The sequence below is a fragment of the Tissierella pigra genome, assembly GCF_018917845.1.
GTDB lineage: Bacteria > Bacillota > Clostridia > Tissierellales > Tissierellaceae > Tissierella > Tissierella pigra.
In genome coordinates, this window is sequence record NZ_JAHLPJ010000001.1 from 1,834,989 (window position 1) to 1,855,290 (window position 20,302).

The 20,302-nt window shown below is 29.9% G+C and carries 26 protein-coding genes; all 26 read left to right on the top strand.

Features of this window, described 5'->3' with window-relative positions:
• Position 1 precedes the first annotated feature (1 nt).
• Entirely contained in the window at positions 2 to 781 is a 780-nt protein-coding gene (codY, locus tag KQI41_RS08915; protein WP_216585147.1) for a GTP-sensing pleiotropic transcriptional regulator CodY, read from the top strand.
• Positions 782 to 997: 216 nt separating this feature from the next.
• Positions 998 to 1,399 carry a flagellar basal body rod protein FlgB gene (gene flgB / locus KQI41_RS08920; RefSeq protein ID WP_154438184.1) on the top strand — a complete coding sequence of 134 codons (402 nt, stop codon included), beginning with the start codon at positions 998 to 1,000 and terminating at the stop codon, positions 1,397 to 1,399.
• A 2-nt stretch (positions 1,400 to 1,401) separates the two neighbouring features.
• On the top strand, positions 1,402 to 1,842 hold the full coding sequence (gene flgC, locus KQI41_RS08925; protein WP_154438182.1) for a flagellar basal body rod protein FlgC: 441 nt from the start codon (positions 1,402 to 1,404) through the stop codon (positions 1,840 to 1,842).
• A gap of 5 nt (positions 1,843 to 1,847) precedes the next feature.
• A complete protein-coding gene (gene fliE, locus KQI41_RS08930; RefSeq protein WP_154438180.1) occupies positions 1,848 to 2,144 on the top strand; it encodes a flagellar hook-basal body complex protein FliE in 297 nt (98 codons plus the stop codon).
• Positions 2,145 to 2,167: 23 nt separating this feature from the next.
• Positions 2,168 to 3,688 carry a flagellar basal-body MS-ring/collar protein FliF gene (fliF, locus tag KQI41_RS08935; protein ID WP_195837877.1) on the top strand — a complete coding sequence of 507 codons (1,521 nt, stop codon included), beginning with the start codon at positions 2,168 to 2,170 and terminating at the stop codon, positions 3,686 to 3,688.
• Positions 3,689 to 3,699: 11 nt separating this feature from the next.
• A complete protein-coding gene (gene fliG / locus KQI41_RS08940) occupies positions 3,700 to 4,704 on the top strand; it encodes a flagellar motor switch protein FliG (RefSeq protein ID WP_154438176.1) in 1,005 nt (334 codons plus the stop codon).
• Positions 4,697 to 5,470 (top strand): FliH/SctL family protein, encoded by a 774-nt coding sequence (locus tag KQI41_RS08945; RefSeq protein WP_154438174.1) that lies wholly within the window; start codon positions 4,697 to 4,699, stop codon positions 5,468 to 5,470. The genes fliG and KQI41_RS08945 overlap by 8 nt, the downstream gene beginning before the upstream one ends.
• Before the next feature lie 4 nt (positions 5,471 to 5,474).
• Positions 5,475 to 6,800, top strand: a complete 1,326-nt coding sequence (fliI, locus tag KQI41_RS08950) for a flagellar protein export ATPase FliI (protein ID WP_154438172.1) — start codon at positions 5,475 to 5,477, stop codon at positions 6,798 to 6,800.
• 19 nt (positions 6,801 to 6,819) lie between these two features.
• Entirely contained in the window at positions 6,820 to 7,254 is a 435-nt protein-coding gene (gene fliJ / locus KQI41_RS08955; RefSeq protein ID WP_154438170.1) for a flagellar export protein FliJ, read from the top strand.
• Between the two features lie 11 nt (positions 7,255 to 7,265).
• The gene (locus tag KQI41_RS08960; protein ID WP_154438169.1) at positions 7,266 to 8,519 is read left to right on the top strand and encodes a MotE family protein; all 1,254 of its coding nucleotides are present in this window, start codon (positions 7,266 to 7,268) and stop codon (positions 8,517 to 8,519) included.
• Positions 8,520 to 8,559: 40 nt separating this feature from the next.
• Positions 8,560 to 9,858 carry a flagellar hook-length control protein FliK gene (locus KQI41_RS19275; protein WP_154438167.1) on the top strand — a complete coding sequence of 433 codons (1,299 nt, stop codon included), beginning with the start codon at positions 8,560 to 8,562 and terminating at the stop codon, positions 9,856 to 9,858.
• A 14-nt stretch (positions 9,859 to 9,872) separates the two neighbouring features.
• Positions 9,873 to 10,337: a flagellar hook assembly protein FlgD gene (locus KQI41_RS08970; RefSeq protein ID WP_216585149.1), complete on the top strand. Its 465-nt coding sequence runs from the start codon at positions 9,873 to 9,875 to the stop codon at positions 10,335 to 10,337.
• Positions 10,338 to 10,352: 15 nt separating this feature from the next.
• Positions 10,353 to 10,733 (top strand): TIGR02530 family flagellar biosynthesis protein, encoded by a 381-nt coding sequence (locus KQI41_RS08975; protein WP_154438165.1) that lies wholly within the window; start codon positions 10,353 to 10,355, stop codon positions 10,731 to 10,733.
• 75 nt (positions 10,734 to 10,808) lie between these two features.
• Entirely contained in the window at positions 10,809 to 12,173 is a 1,365-nt protein-coding gene (locus KQI41_RS08980; RefSeq protein WP_154438163.1) for a flagellar hook protein FlgE, read from the top strand.
• Positions 12,174 to 12,232: 59 nt separating this feature from the next.
• Complete coding sequence (locus tag KQI41_RS08985) at positions 12,233 to 12,427, top strand: flagellar FlbD family protein (RefSeq protein WP_154438161.1); 195 nt, start codon at positions 12,233 to 12,235, stop codon at positions 12,425 to 12,427.
• Positions 12,428 to 12,447: 20 nt separating this feature from the next.
• Positions 12,448 to 13,233 carry a motility protein A gene (locus tag KQI41_RS08990; protein ID WP_154438159.1) on the top strand — a complete coding sequence of 262 codons (786 nt, stop codon included), beginning with the start codon at positions 12,448 to 12,450 and terminating at the stop codon, positions 13,231 to 13,233.
• Positions 13,233 to 13,952 carry an OmpA family protein gene (locus KQI41_RS19280; RefSeq protein WP_216585151.1) on the top strand — a complete coding sequence of 240 codons (720 nt, stop codon included), beginning with the start codon at positions 13,233 to 13,235 and terminating at the stop codon, positions 13,950 to 13,952. Before KQI41_RS08990 ends, KQI41_RS19280 begins: the two co-directional genes overlap by 1 nt.
• A 19-nt stretch (positions 13,953 to 13,971) precedes the next feature.
• Positions 13,972 to 14,388, top strand: a complete 417-nt coding sequence (locus tag KQI41_RS09000) for a flagellar basal body-associated FliL family protein (RefSeq protein ID WP_154438157.1) — start codon at positions 13,972 to 13,974, stop codon at positions 14,386 to 14,388.
• Positions 14,389 to 14,401: 13 nt separating this feature from the next.
• Positions 14,402 to 15,400 carry a flagellar motor switch protein FliM gene (fliM, locus tag KQI41_RS09005; protein WP_154438155.1) on the top strand — a complete coding sequence of 333 codons (999 nt, stop codon included), beginning with the start codon at positions 14,402 to 14,404 and terminating at the stop codon, positions 15,398 to 15,400.
• On the top strand, positions 15,390 to 16,580 hold the full coding sequence (gene fliY / locus KQI41_RS09010) for a flagellar motor switch phosphatase FliY (RefSeq protein WP_154438153.1): 1,191 nt from the start codon (positions 15,390 to 15,392) through the stop codon (positions 16,578 to 16,580). The genes fliM and fliY overlap by 11 nt, the downstream gene beginning before the upstream one ends.
• 23 nt (positions 16,581 to 16,603) lie before the next feature.
• Positions 16,604 to 16,966, top strand: a complete 363-nt coding sequence (locus KQI41_RS09015) for a response regulator (protein ID WP_154438151.1) — start codon at positions 16,604 to 16,606, stop codon at positions 16,964 to 16,966.
• 3 nt (positions 16,967 to 16,969) lie between these two features.
• Positions 16,970 to 17,401: a hypothetical protein gene (locus KQI41_RS09020; protein ID WP_154438149.1), complete on the top strand. Its 432-nt coding sequence runs from the start codon at positions 16,970 to 16,972 to the stop codon at positions 17,399 to 17,401.
• Positions 17,385 to 18,143, top strand: a complete 759-nt coding sequence (gene fliP / locus KQI41_RS09025; RefSeq protein WP_154438147.1) for a flagellar type III secretion system pore protein FliP — start codon at positions 17,385 to 17,387, stop codon at positions 18,141 to 18,143. Before KQI41_RS09020 ends, fliP begins: the two co-directional genes overlap by 17 nt.
• Positions 18,144 to 18,153: 10 nt before the next feature.
• Positions 18,154 to 18,423, top strand: a complete 270-nt coding sequence (gene fliQ / locus KQI41_RS09030; RefSeq protein ID WP_154438145.1) for a flagellar biosynthesis protein FliQ — start codon at positions 18,154 to 18,156, stop codon at positions 18,421 to 18,423.
• Between the two features lie 11 nt (positions 18,424 to 18,434).
• Positions 18,435 to 19,202, top strand: a complete 768-nt coding sequence (gene fliR / locus KQI41_RS09035; protein WP_154438144.1) for a flagellar biosynthetic protein FliR — start codon at positions 18,435 to 18,437, stop codon at positions 19,200 to 19,202.
• A gap of 14 nt (positions 19,203 to 19,216) precedes the next feature.
• A complete protein-coding gene (gene flhB / locus KQI41_RS09040) occupies positions 19,217 to 20,299 on the top strand; it encodes a flagellar biosynthesis protein FlhB (RefSeq protein WP_154438142.1) in 1,083 nt (360 codons plus the stop codon).
• The last annotated feature ends 3 nt before the right edge of the window (positions 20,300 to 20,302 follow it).

Consider the following 20,302-nt stretch of genomic DNA (forward strand, 5'->3'; position numbering starts at 1 on the left):
AGTGGAAAGTTTATTACAGAAGACTAGAAGATTAAATAAGACATTACAAGGGTATGGTACAAAACCAGTTTCCTTTTCAGAATTAAGCGAGATACTTAGTGATATACTTAAAGCCAATGTCTATATAGCCAGTACTAGTGGTAAGGTATTAGGATATGAGTTGGCATCAGGCTTTGATTGTGATATAGTTCAAGCAGAAATAGTTAAGGAAAAAAGATTCCCTAAAAAATACAATGAGGAACTATTAAGATACAATGAAACAAACGAGAATATGAGAGAAGTTACTGATTGTGTCTTTGACCAAATATCAGAATGCCCTTATCCAGATAAAATAGCAACTGTAATCCCGATAAATAGTAGTGGAAAAAGATTGGGTACATTAGTTCTAGCTAGATTTGGAGTAGAATTTACTGAAGAGGATCTTATTTTAGCAGAATATAGTGCCACTATTGTAGGAATGGAAATATTAAGAGCAAAATCTGAAGAAATAGAAGAAGATGCAAGAAAAAAATCTATTGTTCAGATGGCAATAGGAACTCTTTCTTATTCAGAACTAGAAGCTATGGAACATATATTTAGAGAACTAGAAGGTAATGAAGGACTACTGGTTGCAAGTAAAATAGCTGATAGAGTAGGAATAACCAGATCTGTTATAGTAAATGCACTAAGAAAGTTTGAAAGTGCAGGAGTTATAGAATCAAGATCCTTAGGTATGAAGGGAACTCATATTAAAATATTAAATGATAAGTTAATAGACGAACTTTTAAAGTCAAAAGAATAGTAAATTTACTATTCTTTTTTTTAGGACTTTAGTAATGATTTAAATATTTAATTCATTTAAAGCTTGAATTAACCATGTGAAAATTGTAAAATATTAGTATCAAAGGCGAAAAAGGGAATAATAGGCAGAAAAAGGATGTAATATGTCATATAACTATAATTTGATATATTATTTCAATTAAGATATGATTATATTATAAAATTGTGGGGTGATTTAATGTTTAAGGGTATGTATAATAATGTCAACTTTTATCAAAAAGCTTTAGATGGAACTTGGGAAAGACATAAAGCGATATCTCATAATATGGCTAATGAAAATACTCCGAATTATAAAAGAAAAATAGTAACTTTTGAAGATCAATTAAAGCAAAGTATAAATAGTAGAAAAATAGATCTAACAAAGACTCATAAAAATCACATTGATGTAGGTAGAAGTTCATTTTCTCCTATGGTTGTAGAAGATAAATCTACATCTTATAGAATAGATGGAAACAATGTAAATATAGATATAGAGTCTGGGGATTTAGCTAAAAATACTATTATGTACGATGCTTTGGTACGACAAATAACTGGTGAATTCGATAAAATTAAAAATGTTATTACTGAAGGGAGTAAATAATTATGAGTCTTTTTAATCCAATTAATATATCAGCCAGTGCTTTAACAGCTGAAAAAACTAGAATAGATATAATTACAAAGAATATGGCCAATGTAAATACTACAAGGGCAACAGGAGGAATGCCTTATAGAAGACAAATAGCTATATTTGAAGAAAATAAATCCACATCATTTGAAGAACAGCTAAGTAAATATAGCAATAAAATAAGTGGTAAGGGCGTTAAGATTAGTAAAATAGTTGAAGATGAATCTCCTTTTAAACTTATATATGAACCAGGACATCCAGATGCTGATGAAAATGGATATGTTCAGAAACCAAATGTAGACACTGTAAAAGAAATGGTGGATTTAATCAGTGCTCAGCGTTCATATGACGCTAACATAACAGCTATGAACGCATCTAAGTCTATGTTAATGAAAGCTTTAGATATTGGTAGGAGGTAAGAATATTGTATATAAATAAAATTAATAATTATAATAGTTTACTATCTACAAAAAATGACAAAATAACAAACACTAAAACAGCAGACAGCTTTGGTAGCTTATTAAATAATGCCTTGGATAAAGTCAATGAAATGCAATTAGAAAGTCAAGAGTATAAAAAAATGTTAGCCATAGGAGAAGTGGACAACCTTCATGATGTTACAATAGCTGCTGATAAGGCAGATACTGCTCTACAAGTTGTTATGGCCATAAGAGGTAAAGTTGTAGAAGCATATAAAGAAATTATGAGAATTCAAATTTAACAATGATAGAGAGAGGTGCAACAGTGCAAGAATCGATACATAAGTTAAAAACACAGGTAATAGAACATTGGAAGGAAATGGATAAGAAAAAGAAAATTAAATTGGCATTTATTAGCTTATTTGTTATTTTTGCTGTAACTGCACTTATTCTTATGTTAACACGTAAGCCCTATGAAGTTCTATATGGAGACTTAAGTTTAAAAGATATGGGACAAATTACTACTAAGCTAGATGAAATGGGCGTCGCCTGGAAAACAGGGGAAGATCAAAAAAGTATTTTAGTACCAGCGGAAAACAAAAATCGTATAAAAATAGAATTGGCTACATACGGATTACCCAAAGAAGGCTATACATATATGGATGCTTTTAACGATAGTAGCTGGACTATGACTGATTATGATAAAAAACAGAGAATGAAAAAGGCTGATGAAAGTGAATTAGCATCTACAATATCAGAGATAGATGGAATACATAGTGCTGAAGTATTTATAGAGCAAAAAGAAGCTACTAACTTTGTGTTAGACAATGATGATAATAAAACTACAGCATCCGTTTTTATTGTAAAATCGGATAATAGGCCAATATCACCAGAAAAAGTAAAAGCAATAAAGCATTTAGTAGCAAGTTCTATAAATATGATTCCAGAAGATGTTAAAGTAGTAGATAATGAGGGAAGATTACTGGGTGAAGAAGATGAAGAAAACATTTTTTCAGTGGATCAGTTTGAGGTAAAAAACGGAATAGAAGCTAAAATAAATGAAAGTATAAAAAAATTCTTAGGAAACGTTGTTGGATTTAACAATGTAGATGTAATGTCAAGTGTAAAAATAAATATGGATATGGAGAAAACCACCATAACTGAGTTTGCTACTCCTTTAGAAGGAAGTGAAGAAGGACTAATTCGTTCTTTAGAAGAGGTAGAGGAACATATGGTAGGAGGAGCAATAGGAGGAGCACCAGGAACAGAAACCAATGTAGAAGACTATAATACATTAGATGATGGTTCAAGTAGATACGATAAAGTAAGTAGAATAATAAACAATGAATTAAATGAAATAAATAAAGAAATCAACAAAGCTCCAGGACAAGTTGAGAGTGTTACTGTGGCAGTATTAATAAATAAAGATGCTCTAATAGATGGAGAGATGACTCCTGAAATGGAAAAAGAATTCACTGATCTAATATATGCGGCAACAGGCTTAGATACTAAGCAAGTTCAAGTAAAAGCAGCAAGCTTCAATACTAAGCAGGTAGCAGACAGTAATGTTATTCAAGAAGGAACTAATAGATGGTTATATATTGGAATTTTATTGGCACTAATTATATTAATAATAGGTATAGTTTTATATAGAAGAAAGAAATCTAAGGAACTTGCTGAAAAAGAATTAGAAAGAATTCTTGGGGAAAAATCTACAATAGAACTAGAAGTTGCAGATTTGGATTTTGAAGCAGAGGAATCAAAAATGAAGGCTCAAATTGATAAGTTTATTGAGAAAAAACCTGATGCAGTTGCTCAGTTGCTTAGAAATTGGTTAAATGAATAGGAGAATTTAATATGTCTAAGAGACAATTTAACGGGAAAGAAAAGGTGGCAATACTACTTATTGCTCTAGGACCTCAGAAATCTGCTGAGATATTTAAACATTTAAATGAGGAAGAAATGGAAGAACTTACTTTGCAAATTGCAAATATGAGGATGGTTTCTCCAGAAGAAAAACAAGTTGTTATTGAAGAGTTTTATCAAATATGTCTTGCACAGGAGTATATTTCTGAAGGTGGAATAAATTATGCTAAAGATGTACTGGAAAGAGCTTTAGGGTCTGATAAAGCTATTGATATAATTAGTAAGCTTACATCTTCATTACATGTAAGACCTTTTGAATTCATAAGAAAGGCTGACCCTAACCAACTTTTAAACTATATACAGAATGAACATCCTCAAACAATTGCTTTGATATTGTCTTACTTAGGGTCAGCGCAGGCAGCACAACTTCTTTCAAGTTTGCCTCCTGAAAAGCAATCAGATGTTACAAGGAGAATAGCAATAATGGATAGGACTTCACCAGAAGTAGTAAAAGAAATTGAATCAATTTTAGAGAATAAATTCTCAAATATACTGGCTCAAGATTATACAACTACTGGCGGAATAGGTGCAGTTGTAGATATACTTAACTCTGTAGACAGAAGTACAGAAAAGAATATTATGGAAGAATTGGATGTCAGAGATGCGGAATTAAGTGAAGAAATCAGAAGAAGAATGTTTGTATTTGAAGATATTATTACCCTTGATAACAGAAGCATCCAAAGAGTTATAAGAGAAATTGATAATGCTCAATGGGCTATTGCACTTAAAGGAGCTAGTGAGGAAGTTAAAAATCTTATATTTAATAATATGTCAAAACGTTTAGTTGAAATGATTAAAGAGGACATAGAATTTATGGGACCTGTACGTATTAGAGATATGGAAGATGCACAACAAAATATAGTAAACATCATTAGAAAATTAGAAGATGATGGAGAGATAATTACTCCTAGAGGGGGAGATGAGATAATTGTCTAATATTATTAAATCCTTTAGAGTAATACAGACAGAGTCAAAAAGAATAATAGACGATACTAAGGCTGAAGATGAAAGTAGAAAAGCAATAGAACAGATTTTTGAAGAAGAAAAAGAAAAAGCAGAAAAAGAATATAAAATAATTGTAGATAAAGCAAAAGAAAAAGCAGCTAAAATAGTAGAAGATGCTGAAGAACAGAAAGAATCTATAATAGAAGAAGCATATATAAAAGCTAAAGAGATTTTAGATGAACATAAAGAAATAGGATATAAAGAGGGACATGAACTAGGATATAAAAAAGGTCATGAAAAAGGTTATGAAGAAGGAAAAGTTAAGTCTGATGAACTAATAAAAGAAGCACTAAATATAAAAGAGTCATATATAAGCACTAGAAACAATCTTCTTAAAGAATTAGAAGAAGATATAGTGGAGTTAGTAATAAGTATTTATGAAAAGGTTATAAATAAAAAAACAGAAGAAGACGACGAACTTATAGTCTCTTTAGTGTTAAATGGAATTAGCAATTTAGATTTAACAGATAAGCTAACCATAGTAGTGTCTAAGGAGGATTATAATATATTAGAGATAGCTAAAGAAGAAATACTAGCCAAAGCTAGTATGATAACAGAACTAGATATTAAATATGATATTTCCCTAAAAAAAGGTGATTGTATTTTAGAGACTTCTAAGGGAAATATAGACGCAAGTCTTAAAAATCAACTAGAAGAAGTAAAAGAACTTTTAACAACAATACTAAATAATGAGTGATGATATGGAAGATACAATTAATATTAAAAAATATACAGCAGCAGTAAAAGAAAAAAGGTTCATGAAATATACTGGAAAGATAACAAAAGTAACTGGACTGACTATTGAGTCAAATGGTCCAATGGCAACTATTGGTGAACTTTGTTATATCTATCCATATAAAAGTAATATACCTATTCTTTCCGAAGTAGTTGGATTTAAAGAGGATAAGATTCTTCTAATGCCATTAGGAGAAATGGAAGGTATAGCCAGTGGAAGTATAGTGGTAGGCAGTGGAAAGACGCTTAGGGTCAATGTAGGAGATGAACTAATAGGAAGGGTACTTGATGGATTAGGAAATCCCATGGATAATTTAGGACCTATTAAGTCTAATAAATATTATCCAGTTTCCAGTTCACCTCCAAGTCCTTTAGATAGAATGGTTATAAAAGAGCCTTTATCAGTAGGTGTCCGAGCAATAGATGGTTTACTAACCTGTGGAAAGGGTCAAAGAGTAGGGATTTTTGCAGGATCTGGAGTAGGTAAAAGTACATTAATGGGTATGATTTCTAGGAATAGTACTGCTGATGTAAATGTTATAGGTTTAATAGGAGAACGTGGAAGAGAAGTTAATGAGTTTATTCAAAATGATTTAAGGGAAGATGGTCTAAAAAAATCTGTGGTAGTGGTTGTAACGTCAGACCAGCCCGCCCTAATAAGAGTTAAAGGTGCAATGGTAACTACTGCAATAGCAGAATATTTTAGAGATCAAGGTTTAAATGTAATGTTGCTTATGGATTCTCTAACTAGATTTTCCATGGCACAACGAGAAATAGGACTAGCTATAGGAGAGCCACCTGTAACTAGAGGCTATACTCCTTCTGTTTTTGCTACTATGCCAAGATTACTTGAAAGAACAGGAGCATCTGATAAAGGCACCATTACAGGTCTTTATACAGTATTAGTAGATGGAGACGATTTAACTGAACCTATAACAGACACTGCAAGAGGAATATTAGATGGACATATTGTCTTATCTAGAAAACTTGCAAATGCAAATCATTATCCAGCAATAGATGTTCTTGCTAGTATAAGTAGGGTAATGCCCAACATAGCAAGTAGAGAACATATACAAACTGCAGGCTCTATAAAAGATATTATGGCTGTTTACCAAGAAGCTGAGGACTTAATAAACATTGGAGCATATAAACGAGGTTCAAATAAAAAAATTGACACAGCTATTGAGTTAATCGATGATATAGAAAGCTTTTTAAAGCAAGAAACTCAAAAAACATCAACCTTTGAAGAAACAATAAAGTTAATGAACGAGATTTCTGAAAAATTAAACTAAAACTTATGGAGGTACATTGATGAACTATAGCTTTAGGTTAGAAAAGGTACTAAACTATAAAGAAAATATTGAAGATTTAAAAAAAGCTAAATATGGAGATATAAATTCAAGGTTAAATAATGAGGAAGAAATATTAGTAAGTTTTAACCAGCATAAAGCGAATTTAGTTGTAGAAAAAAACAACTCAGCTAAAAGAACCAATATTGGCAATTTGAAACTATATAATAGTTATTTACAGGATATATCTGTAACCATTCAAAAGCAAGAAATAAAAATAGAAGAAATGAAAGTTGAGTTAGAAGAAGCGAAAGAAGAACTTTTAGTTGCAATGCAAGAAAAAAAAGCTTTTGAAAAGTTAAAAGAAAATGATTATAAAGAATTTATCATAGAATCTAAAAGACAAGAGGAAAAGTTAGTTGATGGTATAGTTACATTTAACACTAGCCAACAATAGGGGGCAAGAAGATGGAAACAATAAATGTTGAAAATAGAAATGAGAATGAAAAATCAAAGAAAAAATATAAAATATCTAAAATTATAACTATTATAATCATTAGTATAGTTCTTGTACCCTTAGGAATAATGAGCCTTATGTATAGTACAAATAAAAAATTTAAGAACAATGCAAATAAAATATTAAGAAAAATGCCAGGGGTAGTGGGAGAACATTTTAGAAATTATCCTACAGAATTAGAAAAAGACGAAAAAATAATTTATCTTTCCAAACACTATATAGATTTAGATCCAAATGTAGCAGCAGATAAAATGTATATAATAAAAAAGGATGACGAAAAGCTCTATATAGATGTGCTAAAGGAAATGAATAATATTTCTAACTCTAAAACTGAGGAAATAGTATTAAAAGTTAGAAATATGGAACTAAGGAAGGATTTATTATTTTCAATATATGAAGAGGCTCAAGAGGAAGAAATGGAACAGTTTCGATTAGAAGTAAGTAGAATTGAAAAACAAGATACATTGGCTTCTTTGTTGGAAATAGAAAAGAAGTTTGCAGATAGAGATTTTTTAAAGGTTTTAAGCGAAGTAAAGACAGATAAATTAGGAGAAGTTTTATATTATATAGACTCTGATGTAAGAAATTATATTTTAAATACTTTTGAAGAAAGCAAAAAAACGTCAATTGAAGTAATAATCAACGAAAAGACAAATGAAGTAAATACCTTGATTGATTTAGCAAAGGTATATGAAACTAAACCTTTAGATGTAACGATAGAAACCATTGGCAATACAAACAGTTATTCTCTAAATAAACTAGCAGTTATATATAGCCATTTATCTGCATTAAAATCAGCTGAATTATTAGCAGGGATAAAAGATGAAAATTTTATAGAGGATTTGTTTTCTGCAATAATCCGTGAAGAACAATTAACAAAATCAGAAACTAATATAACCAGTAACGTAAGTAAGACTATGGAATTTTTAAATGAATATTCTAGTAAAGTAAATGACCTTGTTGTAATATATGAAAAAATGGCTCCTGATAAAGTAGCTAAAATTGTTGAAAAAATGATGCAAAATACAAATACAATAACCTCTTTGGAAATAAGTTCAGAAAAAGTTTATGAACTTTCAGATAGGACTATTATTGTAGATGTATTATCAAAAATGAAAAATCAAACCTTATCTAAGGTTTTAGATTATATGGAGTCTGATAAGGCTTCACAGGTTACTAGACTCTTAGCACAACCTAAAAACTAAGAAAAAAGTAATCATTATTAATTAAAAGGAGGTGAAATAAGTGAAAGCTATATTTTTTGATTTAAAACAATCTATAAATACTAATGTTGAAGTAAGTAAAGAAAATAGTATTGAAAAAAGTAAAGACTTTTTTTCTACCTTAGAATCAGTAAATAATAAAAATCATAAAGAAGACACTAAGAATAATATAGATTCAACTAAGCCTAAAAAATCTAATACAAAAAACAAAGTAGAAGACATAGAAGAAACAGATATGGTAGAGGATTCAGATAAAGTAGAAAAAGAAGAAAATAAGAAAAAAATAGTATATGAAAATCTATTGTTTTTATCTAATAACATAACAACTTTAGAGGAAGCGAATGTGACAGAATTACCTAAGGAACAAGATGTTTCCATTGCAATTGAACCAAAAGAATTGGCTTTAAAAACTGAGGAAATTTATGTTGAAAGCTTAGGAACAAATCAAGATATTAAAGATATAGTTGATAGTAAGATTGATTTGGAAAACTTAAATAATATTACTGTCAATAAAGAAAATCAGGAAAAACCTAAATTAAGCTTGGAAAATAATGAAATTCCAGAAGAAAATTTAAATTTTAATTCTGAGGAAATAAAGCCAAAAGTTGAGATGAAGGAAAATATTGAAAATATGAATGAAGATACTTCAGATAATGAATTGAATCTAAAACCAATTGCTCCACCAGTAAAAGAAGAACCAACAAATGGTTTAGAGGAAAACAATTCTAAAGAATTATCTAAAGAAGATGTAGAGTCTAACTCAGTAAAATTAAGTAGTGAAGAAGATAAAATCAACAGTGAATCTGCTTTTTCAATACAGAAACAAGATATAGAATATACTAGAAATATTTCAACAGAAGCAGAAAAAACAGAACCAATAAATCCTAAAGAAGTTATAGATCAAATAGTGGAAAAGGTAAGGGTTGATTTAACTAATGAAAAGAATGAAATTAGGATTAGGCTAAAACCAGAGATTTTAGGTGAAATGTTGATGAATATTGAAGTTACAAAAAACACAGTAGTAGCAAAGGTAATGGTAGATAATCAAAGAACTAAAGAGATTATAGAGAATAATTTAATCCAGTTAAGAGAAGAGCTAAAGGATAGTGGATTAGAAATTAAGACTTTTGAAGTATTTGTAGGAAATAGTAGTGATTTTAATAAACATAATCCTAATCAATTCAACTTCAATAAAAACAATAAAAGGCTAAAAATCAAGGCAGAAAATAAACAGGTAGCATCAAATTATGAGGAAACATTAGGTGTACAAAATAAAGCAAATGACATATACTCAGAAAGTACTCTCAATTTACTTGCTTAAATAGGAGGTTTAATATGGAAGTAAATAATAAATACGAAGAATATATTTATAAGTTTGGAGAAAAAAATAATAATTCGGCTGAAAAGAAAAAAGGCAATGATTTAGATAAAGATGCCTTTTTAAGACTACTGACTACACAGTTATCTCACCAAGACCCTCTTAATCCTATGGAAGATAGAGAATTCATTGCTCAATTGGCACAATTTAGTTCATTAGAGCAAATGCAAAACTTGAACAATCAGATGACAGACCTAAATAAAAATATGGTTAGTGCATCAGAGGAAATGTTGGATTTATTGGAGATAACAAATCTAAATCAAATCAAAGCTAATGTTGAAATATTAAAAGAAATTACTAACATTAGAAAAGGAATGGAAGCATATCTAGGTGAACCACCTGAGGTAGAAGAGCCACCAGTTGATGGACCAGAGGGAGAAGAAGGCGACAAACCAGCAGACGATAACACAATAGATGATTAATATGGAGCTGTTCTTATGAGTAAAATAGATATTAGACAACTTGAAAACCGATTGATTACTTCATCAAAACCTATTGAAAGAAAACAAATCGATTCTAATAAAAATTTTGATCAAATATTGGAGAAAATTCAAAATAAAGAAACGGAAATTAAGTTTTCAAAACATGCTGCAGAAAGACTTAGCAGTAGAGATATGGGTTTAACTTCAGATGAAATGGCAAGGTTAAAATCAGCTTTCTCCAAAGCTGAAAAAAAGGGAGTAAAAGATGCTTTAATATTAATAGATGATAAGGCTTTTATAGCTAATATTAATAATAAAGTAATCATTACAACTGTAAATAAAGAACAATTAAAAGATAATATATTCACTAATATTGATGGGGCAGTAATAATATAACTGGACCAGTCGGAAGTTATATAGGCCTGATTGATAGAGGGTCTATGGCTGCTCAAAAAATGGAGGAATGAAAATATGATGAGATCAATGTACTCAGCTGTATCAGGCTTGAGGGTACACCAAAGTAAAATGGATACCATAGGTAATAATATAGCCAACGTAAATACTGTTGGATTTAAAAGAGGACAAGTTACTTTCCAAGAGGTATTTAGCCAAGTCGTAAGAGGGGCTTCTGCACCACAAGGGGGAAAAGGAGGTACAAACCCTCAGCAAATAGGTATGGGTGTAGCTACAGGTTCAATCAACACCATACACACTAAAGGACCTGGACAAAGAACAGACAACCCAACAGACCTTATGATAGATGGTGATGGTTTTTTTGTAATATCTTCAGACCCTAATTTTAACAATAGATATTATACTAGAGCTGGAAACTTTACTTTAGATAGAGATGGAAATTTAGTTACAGCAGAAGGAGATAAGGTGTTAGGATATGGAGTAGATGGTGAAGGGAATATAACTTCAGATGTAACTAATATTAGAATAAATATGTCTGAAACTAAAGCGCCTACGGCTACTCAAAAGATAATGTTTAAGGGAAATTTAGACAGTAGAGAAGATGTTGGCCATAAAGAATCTGTAGATACAGTGATTTATGATAGCCTTGGAAATTCATATAAGATAACATTTGAACTTGAAAAGGAAACAACTACTGCCCCTGACAGTGCATGGAAATACAGTGTTAAGAGAATAACCGATTTAGCTACAGGTAACTATACAGAGACCGATATAACAGATACTAGTGCTCCTGGATCTGGAAATTTAATTTTTGATGGTAAAGGTAAATTAAAAGTAGATGATTCTATTCCAGATGCTGGAATAAATCTTAAAATTAATAACGGTATTAAGTTTACACACAGTAAAGATGGAACAGCTTTTACTACTCCCATACCAAAGTCTTCTGGTGAATTTTCGGACAGTATTAGTATCTTGGATAAAGAGGATGATTTAACTTTTAAAGATATACATCAATATGCAAATGATATGGGCTTTAAACCAGAGGGGAAAATTGGAAATACTTCAGGTACAATAGAAGGATTTACTATAGATGCTACAGGTACAGTTGTAGGAGTCTTTACTAATGGTGAGAGGAAAGCTTTGGGACAATTGATGTTGGCTAAGTTTGATAACCCTATGGGATTACAAAAACTAGGTGGCAACAACTTTATAGATACTAGAAACTCAGGTGAGCCACAATTAGGTAAAGCTAGTACAATTGGACTTGGAGCCATAAGTCCAGGCAATCTTGAAATGTCTAATGTAGATATTTCTCTTGAGTTTACTGAAATGATAACTACTCAAAGAGGATTTCAAGCGAATTCAAGAATTATTACAACTTCAGATGAAATGTTACAAGAGCTTGTTAATATGAAGAGATAATATAATACTATAGGGTAGATTTTATTATCTACCCTAATCCTTTAAAAGGTGGGATAAATATGATAAAAGTAAAGAGATTAAATGATAAGGAGTTTGTAGTAAATAGTGAACTTATATTATTTGTTGAAGAGACACCTGATACTGTTATTACTCTTACTAATGGACAGAAAATTGTAGTAGTAGATTCTGTAGATGAAATAATAAAAAAGGTAATTAGATACAAAGCAGAGATACATAATTTTGAAAGAAGATAAATTGAAACGAGGTGTAAAGATTGGATATAGCAACAATAATAGGGTTGGTTCTGGGAATTGGTTTTACAATATGGGGAATTATGTCATCAGGAAGTTTAATTGACTACTATGATTTCCCTTCTATTGTAATTACATTAGGAGGTACTGTGGCTTCTGTATTTATAAGTTATTCATTATCAGACATAGCTAAAATGGGAAAGGTATTTCAAAAGACTGTCTTATATAAAATAGATTCAGCTAATGAAATAATTGCAGATATTATAAATTTAGCTAATGTTGCAAGAAAAGAAGGATTACTATCATTGGAAGAATATGCTTCGAAGTTAGATGATGAATTTTTAAAAAAGGGAATTATGTTAATAGTAGATGGAACTGATCCAGAGCTTGTAAGAAATATTCTTGAAACAGAGCTTGTATTCTTAGAAGAGAGACACTCGCAAGGTCAAGGAATATTAGAATCCATGGGATCGGCGGCACCGGCCTTTGGTATGCTTGGTACTTTAATAGGACTAGTAAATATGCTTCAAAAAATGGATGACCCTAAGGCTATAGGTCCAAATATGTCTGTAGCTTTAATAACTACGTTTTACGGTTCATTTTTAGCCAACGTTATATTTATACCATTAGCACTAAAATTAAAATTAAAAAGTAAATCAGAAGTTCTAATTAAAGAATTGATGATAGAAGGTCTGCTTTCAATTCAAGCAGGTGAAAACCCTAGAATAATTGAAGAAAAACTAAAAACCTTTATTCCACCTGAAATGAGAACTAAAGTTAAAAATCAAGGAGAGAAGGAGGTAGCATAGTGGCTAGAGAGAGAAAACAAGAAGAGGCAAAAGGGGGGGCACCTGAATGGCTGACTACTTATAGTGATTTAGTTACATTGTTATTGTGTTTCTTTGTTCTTCTATTTTCCTTTTCAAATGTGGACGCTGAAAAGTTTCGAAGCCTAATGGCTGGTTTTCAAGGGGGAGCTGGAGTATTAAGTGGTGGAACCACTTTGGATTTTCCAATAGATTCGCTTGAAGATGGTCTTGATGAGGAACTTGTCAAACTTCTAAAAAACTTAGAAGAATATGCTGATACCTTAAATCTGGGAGAAGCGATTACTATTAAACCTGAAGAAAGAGGGATTGTTATTAGATTTATGGATAATGTATTATTTGATTCAGGAAGTGCAGAAATCAAAGGTGAATCTATGGAAATTTTAAAAACAGTAGCAGAACTTTTAAAACAAGAAGAATTTTCAAACAGGCAAATTAAAGTGGAAGGTCATACAGACTCTGACCAAATTGTAAAAGTATCAAAATACCCTACTAACTGGGAACTATCCTCTGCTAGAGCAACTAATGTCCTAAGATATTTAGTGGAGGTTGAAAACATAGAGGGAAATAGAATATCTTCTTCTGGATATAGTTTTTATAGAGGAGTTGCTCCCAATGATACTCCAGAGAATAAGGCTAGAAATAGAAGAGTAGATATTGTTATACTAAATGATATTTCTACAGAACAAGAACCGCAGTAAAATAGAATGAGGTGATATTATGTCGAAAAACAATACTTTAATGATTATTATTATTTTACTTTTATCATTAATTGCTGGTATTGGCGTAGGTATATTTTTCTTTTCAAATAAGACTATTGAGAAGTCTCCAAAGGATATGAAAACTTATTCTCTAACTTTAGAGGATATGTATTGTAATATTAAAGAAAGCAAGAAAATATTAAAAATAAAGTTCACAATAGAAATCACTAATGAAAAAACCCTTGAGACTTTAACAGCGAAACAATTTCTTATTAGAGATGAAGCTAATAAAATCATAAGGAATTTAACAGAAGAAGATTTAAAAGGAAAAGAAGGGCAAACTAGTTTGCAAAATCAATTAAAGGAAAGCATTATAGAATTGTTTAATGATGAAAGTATAACTAACATATATTTTGATGATTTTATAATGCAATAAAGGGGGAATTCAATTGTCTGAAATACTGTCACAATCTGAAATTGATGCCCTACTTAATGCTCTTAGTACTGGGGAAGTTGACGTTAAAGAAATTCAAGAAGTTGATAATACTAAAAAACTAAAAAAATATGATTTTAAAAATCCCCAAAAAATATCTAAAGAACAATTAAGAACTTTAGAGGTTATCCACGAAAATTTCGGAAGATATCTACAAACTTTTTTAACAGGATATTTGAGAGCTTCCACAAAAACAGATATTTTAACTGTAGATCAGTTTGCTTATAGTGAGTATAGTAATTCATTATCCAATCCAGCATTTTTAAATATAATAGACTTTCAACCTTTAAAAGGACAAATACTTATAGATATTTCACCTAATATAATCTATACAATAATTGATAGACTATTAGGTGGAGATGGATCTGAAAATCAAGAGGTTAGATCCTTTACTGAGATTGAATTATCTCTTTTAAAAAAAATGATGCAAAAAATAGTGAATGATATTAAGGAAGCATGGAGTAATGTAATAGAGCTAAATCCAATACTGGAAAAAATTGAAACAAATCCGCAATTTGCACAAATTGTTCCGCATAATGAAACAATTGCCTTAATAACTATGAGTATAGAGATTGGTTCCATAGAAGGAATGATGAATATATGTATTCCTTATATATTATTAGAACCAATATTAGATAAACTAAATACTAGATTCTGGTTTACAACCTCTACTAAACAACATTCAACTGAAGAAGTAGACGTTATAAAAACAAGAATACTCCATACTGTTATTCCGGTGGTAGCAGAATTGGGAAATACAACTATATCAGTAAAGGATATATTAAATTTATCTCAAGGAGATGTTATTAAATTACCAGATACTGAAAACAATGTAGCATCCATAAGGATAGGAAGTAATATAAAGTTTAAAGGCGAAATAGGTGTAATAAATAAAAAAATGGCTGTGAAAATAACTGAAGTTGTAAAGGATGGTGAAATGGTAAATGACCAGTGATATGTTATCTCAAGAAGAAATAGATGCTCTTTTAAAGGGTGATTCAAGTGGCGAATCTACAGTTGAATTTGAAGATCATGAAGAATTTTTATCAGAAATGGAAATGGATGCCTTAGGAGAAATAGGCAATATAAGTATGGGCACTGCAGCTACAACTTTATCTACATTGTTAAATAAAAAGGTGAATATTACCACCCCTAGAGTAACTATAACAACCGCAGATGAATTAGCAGATGACTACAAATTACCTTTCGTGGCCATAGATGTCAGCTATAAGGCAGGCTTAGAAGGTTCCAATATTTTAATTTTAAATACAGATGATGCTAAGATTATTACCGATCTTATGATGGGGAAAGAAGAGTTTGATAAAGAAAGAGAATTAACAGACTTGGATCTAAGCGCTGTTAGTGAAGCTATGAATCAAATGATGGGTTCCGCTTCAACTTCATTATCTGAAATGTTTATGAAAAAAATAGATATAGAACCTCCAAAATCTATAGAAATTACTTTTAGTGAAGGAAAAAATAAACTTGAATTACTGAATACGTCTAATCCAATAATTAAAATATCTTTTAAAATTGTTATAGGAGATTTAATAGATAGCAATATTATGCAATTGGTTCCATTAGAATTTGGAAAAGATATGGTTAATAATTTATTAGGTTCTTCTAGTATTGAACAAGAAACCAAAATTGAAGAAATCTATCCTATAGAACAAAAGGAGTCCATAGAGAAAATAGTGGAAGCTTCAAAAGAAGTTATAGAACAAAATAGTCATAATATACTTAATAATCAACAAAACCAGCAAAATAATATTGATAGAACTGATAATATGAATTATAATAATGTAAGTAAGGTAAATGAAGAGAGAGTTGTAGTAAAAAAACCAGAATTTCAAAGCTTTGATATTTCTTCAAGTGCAACTCATAACAGCTCCATCGATTTAGTAGGAGATATTCCAATAGAAATAACTGTAGAATTAGGTAGAGCAAATAAAAGAATTAGTGAAATACTGGAATTTGGTCAAGGAACTGTTATAGAGTTAGACAAATTAGTTGGTGAAGCTTTGAATATATACGCAAATGGAAAGTATATTGCAAAGGGAGAAGTTGTGGTTATTGATGATAACTTTGGTATAAGAGTAACAGAAATTGAAAGCTCGAATAAAAGAATATTTTAATGGTGAAATAGGAGGTCTTTGAAATGTCAAATGGTATATTAATTGTAGATGATGCATCTTTTATGAGAATGATGATAAAAGATATTCTTACTAAGAATGGTTTTAATATATTAGGAGAAGCAGATAATGGATTAAAAGCAGTAGAAAAGTATAAGGAATTAGATCCAGATTTAGTTATTATGGATATTACTATGCCTGAAATGGATGGAATCAACGCAGTAAAAGAAATTAAAAAGATAAATAGCAATGCAAGAATAATTATGTGTTCTGCTATGGGTCAACAAGCTATGGTAATAGAAGCAATACAAGCTGGAGCAAAGGATTTTATTGTAAAACCATTTCAGCCTGATAGAGTTGTTGAAGCCGTAAAAAAAGTTTTAAGTTAAGCAATGGGATATGAAGATATTAGTTTAACGAAAACAATTCTACAGTTAGTTTTTTATATTATAATTTTTGTTTTAGTTATATTTTTTAGCCTATATGGAACTAAACTTGTTGCAAAAAATCTTAAAGGATTTGCTAAAAGTAGATATATATCTTTAATAGATGTAATGAATATTCCTGGTGGTTCTAAAATTATCATAACTAAAATAAATAACAAAGTATATATTATGTCTATAACTAATAATGCCACAACTGTTATAGACATAATAGAGGAAGATGAATTTCCTGTGTTAGAAGAAGAGTTTAATAATTATTTAGATAAATATTTAAAACAAAGTAATACTGAATCAAAACTAAGTACAAATATAACAACTTTATTTAGGAAATTTAATATTAATAAGGATAAGGAAGGCAAGGATAATGAAAAAAGGTATTAAAATAATCATAATATCACTTATTTTAGTGGTTATATTTTCAAACTTTAGTTGGGCTGAGCCTACTATATCCTTATTTGGGAAAGATGTTACTTTACAAGATAATAATAACCCACAGAATTATGTATTTTCCCTTCAATTACTTTTTATTTTAACGATTCTTACTTTAGCACCATCGTTATTAATAATGATGACTGGATTTACTAGAATTCTCATTGTATTGTCTTTTATTAGAAATGCACTGGGGCTTCAACAAACTCCTCCCAATCAAGTAATTATTGGACTAGCTATGTTTTTGACTTTTTTTATAATGGCGCCTATAGCTACTGAAGTTAATAGTGAGGCTATTCAACCTTATATTAGAGAGGAAATTACTCAGGATGTTGCCATTGAAAGAGGTATGGAGCCCATTAGAAGTTTTATGTTTAAGGAAACTAGAGATAAGGATTTAGGATTATTTCTAAATATGAAAAATATTAGTAAAGTAAATTCTTTAGATGAAATACCAACTCATGTATTAATTCCTGCTTTTATAATTTCAGAATTAAAAACGGCGTTTCAAATAGGATTTATAATATATATTCCTTTTTTAGTTATTGATATGGTAGTTGCCAGTACATTAATGGCTATGGGAATGATGATGTTACCACCAGTAATAATATCTTTACCCTTTAAAATATTATTATTTGTATTAGTTGATGGATGGAACTTAATTGTTAAATCTTTAGTATTAGGATTTAAATAGGGGTGATAGAATGAATAATGTAGATATGTTAAAATTAGCTCAAGATGCAGTACGAACAGTACTTTTTGCCTCAGCCCCTATGTTAATAATTAGTTTGGTTGTAGGTCTAATAGTTAGTATTATTCAAGCTGTTACCCAGATACAAGAAGCTACTCTTGCTTTTGTACCTAAAATTGTTGCTGTATTTTTATCTTTACTTTTATTTGGACCTTGGATAATAAAACTAATGACTCAGCTTGCATCTGAATTACTTACTAATATTAATTTATACATATATTAAAGGTGATTAATATGGATATGATTTTAGATTTACTTCTTAGTAAGTATCAACTATTTTTACTTGTTATGGTTAGAACATCAGGAATTTTCATTTTTTCACCTTTTTTTAGTGCTCAAAATATACCAAATACAATGAAAGTGGGATTAACTTTTTTTATATCTTTATTGATAACGTCCTATTTACCAATAACTCCTGATTTTAATAATGAAATAATTTTATTTGTTATATTAAAGGAGTTGATGATAGGGATAATAATTGGATTCATCTCCTATAGCTTTTTTTCGATTTTCTATATAATGGGTCAAATTATGGATATGAAAATTGGATTCGGTATGGCAAATGTAATAGATCCCCTAAACAGAACTCAAGTTCCTCTAATGGGAAACTTTTATTACATACTTTCATTTCTATTACTAATGAGAATAAATGGACATCATTTGATCATATCAGCCTTAGTTAATAGTTATGATTTTTTACCAATAGGAAGTTTTAAGTATACGGGAGATATAGTAAATATACTTATAAATTCTCTGGCTAAATCCTTTGAAATAGGATTTAAATTAAGTGCACCAGTGGTAGCTATAATATTTATTACGGATATAGTTTTAGGAATTATATCCAAGACTATTCCCCAGATGAATGTATTTGTTGTAGGTATGCCTCTAAAAGTAATAATAGGACTATTAATTATTATAATTAGTATGCCCATTTTTTTTACTACAATAGATAGTATTTTAGATTTAATTGTCAATGATATTTATAAGTTTATAAAAATGTGATTAAGGTTGATATTATGATATTAAAATTAGATTTACAATTATTTTCTGAAAAGACTGAAAAGCCTACACCGAAAAAGAGAAGAGATGCCAGGGAAGAGGGACAAATTCTTCAAAGTAAAGAAATAAATACTGTTGTAATTCTTTTTAGTTGTTTTATAGGGCTGAAGGTATTTGGCGGTTTTATGAGTGAACAGTTAAAAAAGTTTATGATTGATATTTTTAGTGAAATAAATAATACAGATGTATTCCTAAATTATAATAATTTAATGATTAACTTTTTAAAAATATTAACTGTTTTTATAATAGTATCGGCTCCTATTTTAGCGGTTGCTTTTTTATCTTCTTTGATTATTAATTATTTTCAAGTGGGGTTTTTATTTACTAATAAAACATTAAAAATAAAATTAAACAGATTAAACCCCATAGAAGGCTTCAAAAAGATATTTTCTAAACGTGCTTTAATGGAACTAGTTAAATCTGTTTTAAAGCTATGGTTAGTAGGATACGTTACTATAAATTATGGAAAAGATCAAATAGCGAGAATAGTAGAGTTATCAAGTATGGAACCTATTGAGTCCTTTATAAACTTCTCTAATCTACTCTATGGTTTTATTATCAGGATTTTAAGTGTTCTTTTTGTTTTAGCAATTATGGATTATATTTTTCAATGGCGTCAACATGAAAAGAATCTTATGATGAGTAAACAAGAAATAAAGGAAGAGTACAAACAGACTGAAGGGGATCCATTTATTAAGGGAAAAATCAAAGAGAGACAAAGAAGAATGGCTATGAGTCGAATGATGCAAGATATACCTAAAGCAGATGTAATAATCACAAACCCTACACACTATGCAATTGCAATAAAATATGATAAGGATAAATTTCTTGCTCCTTACATATTGGGAAAGGGTGTTGATTTAATAGCTGAAAATATAAAGAAAATAGCTAAAGAAAATATGATACCCATAGTGGAAAATAAGCCTTTGGCAAGAGCTATTTATGATTCAATAGATATTGGTGATATAATTACTGAAGACCTATACGAAGCAGTTGCTGAAGTATTGGCATATGTTTATAGTTTAAAAGATGAAAATTAGGAG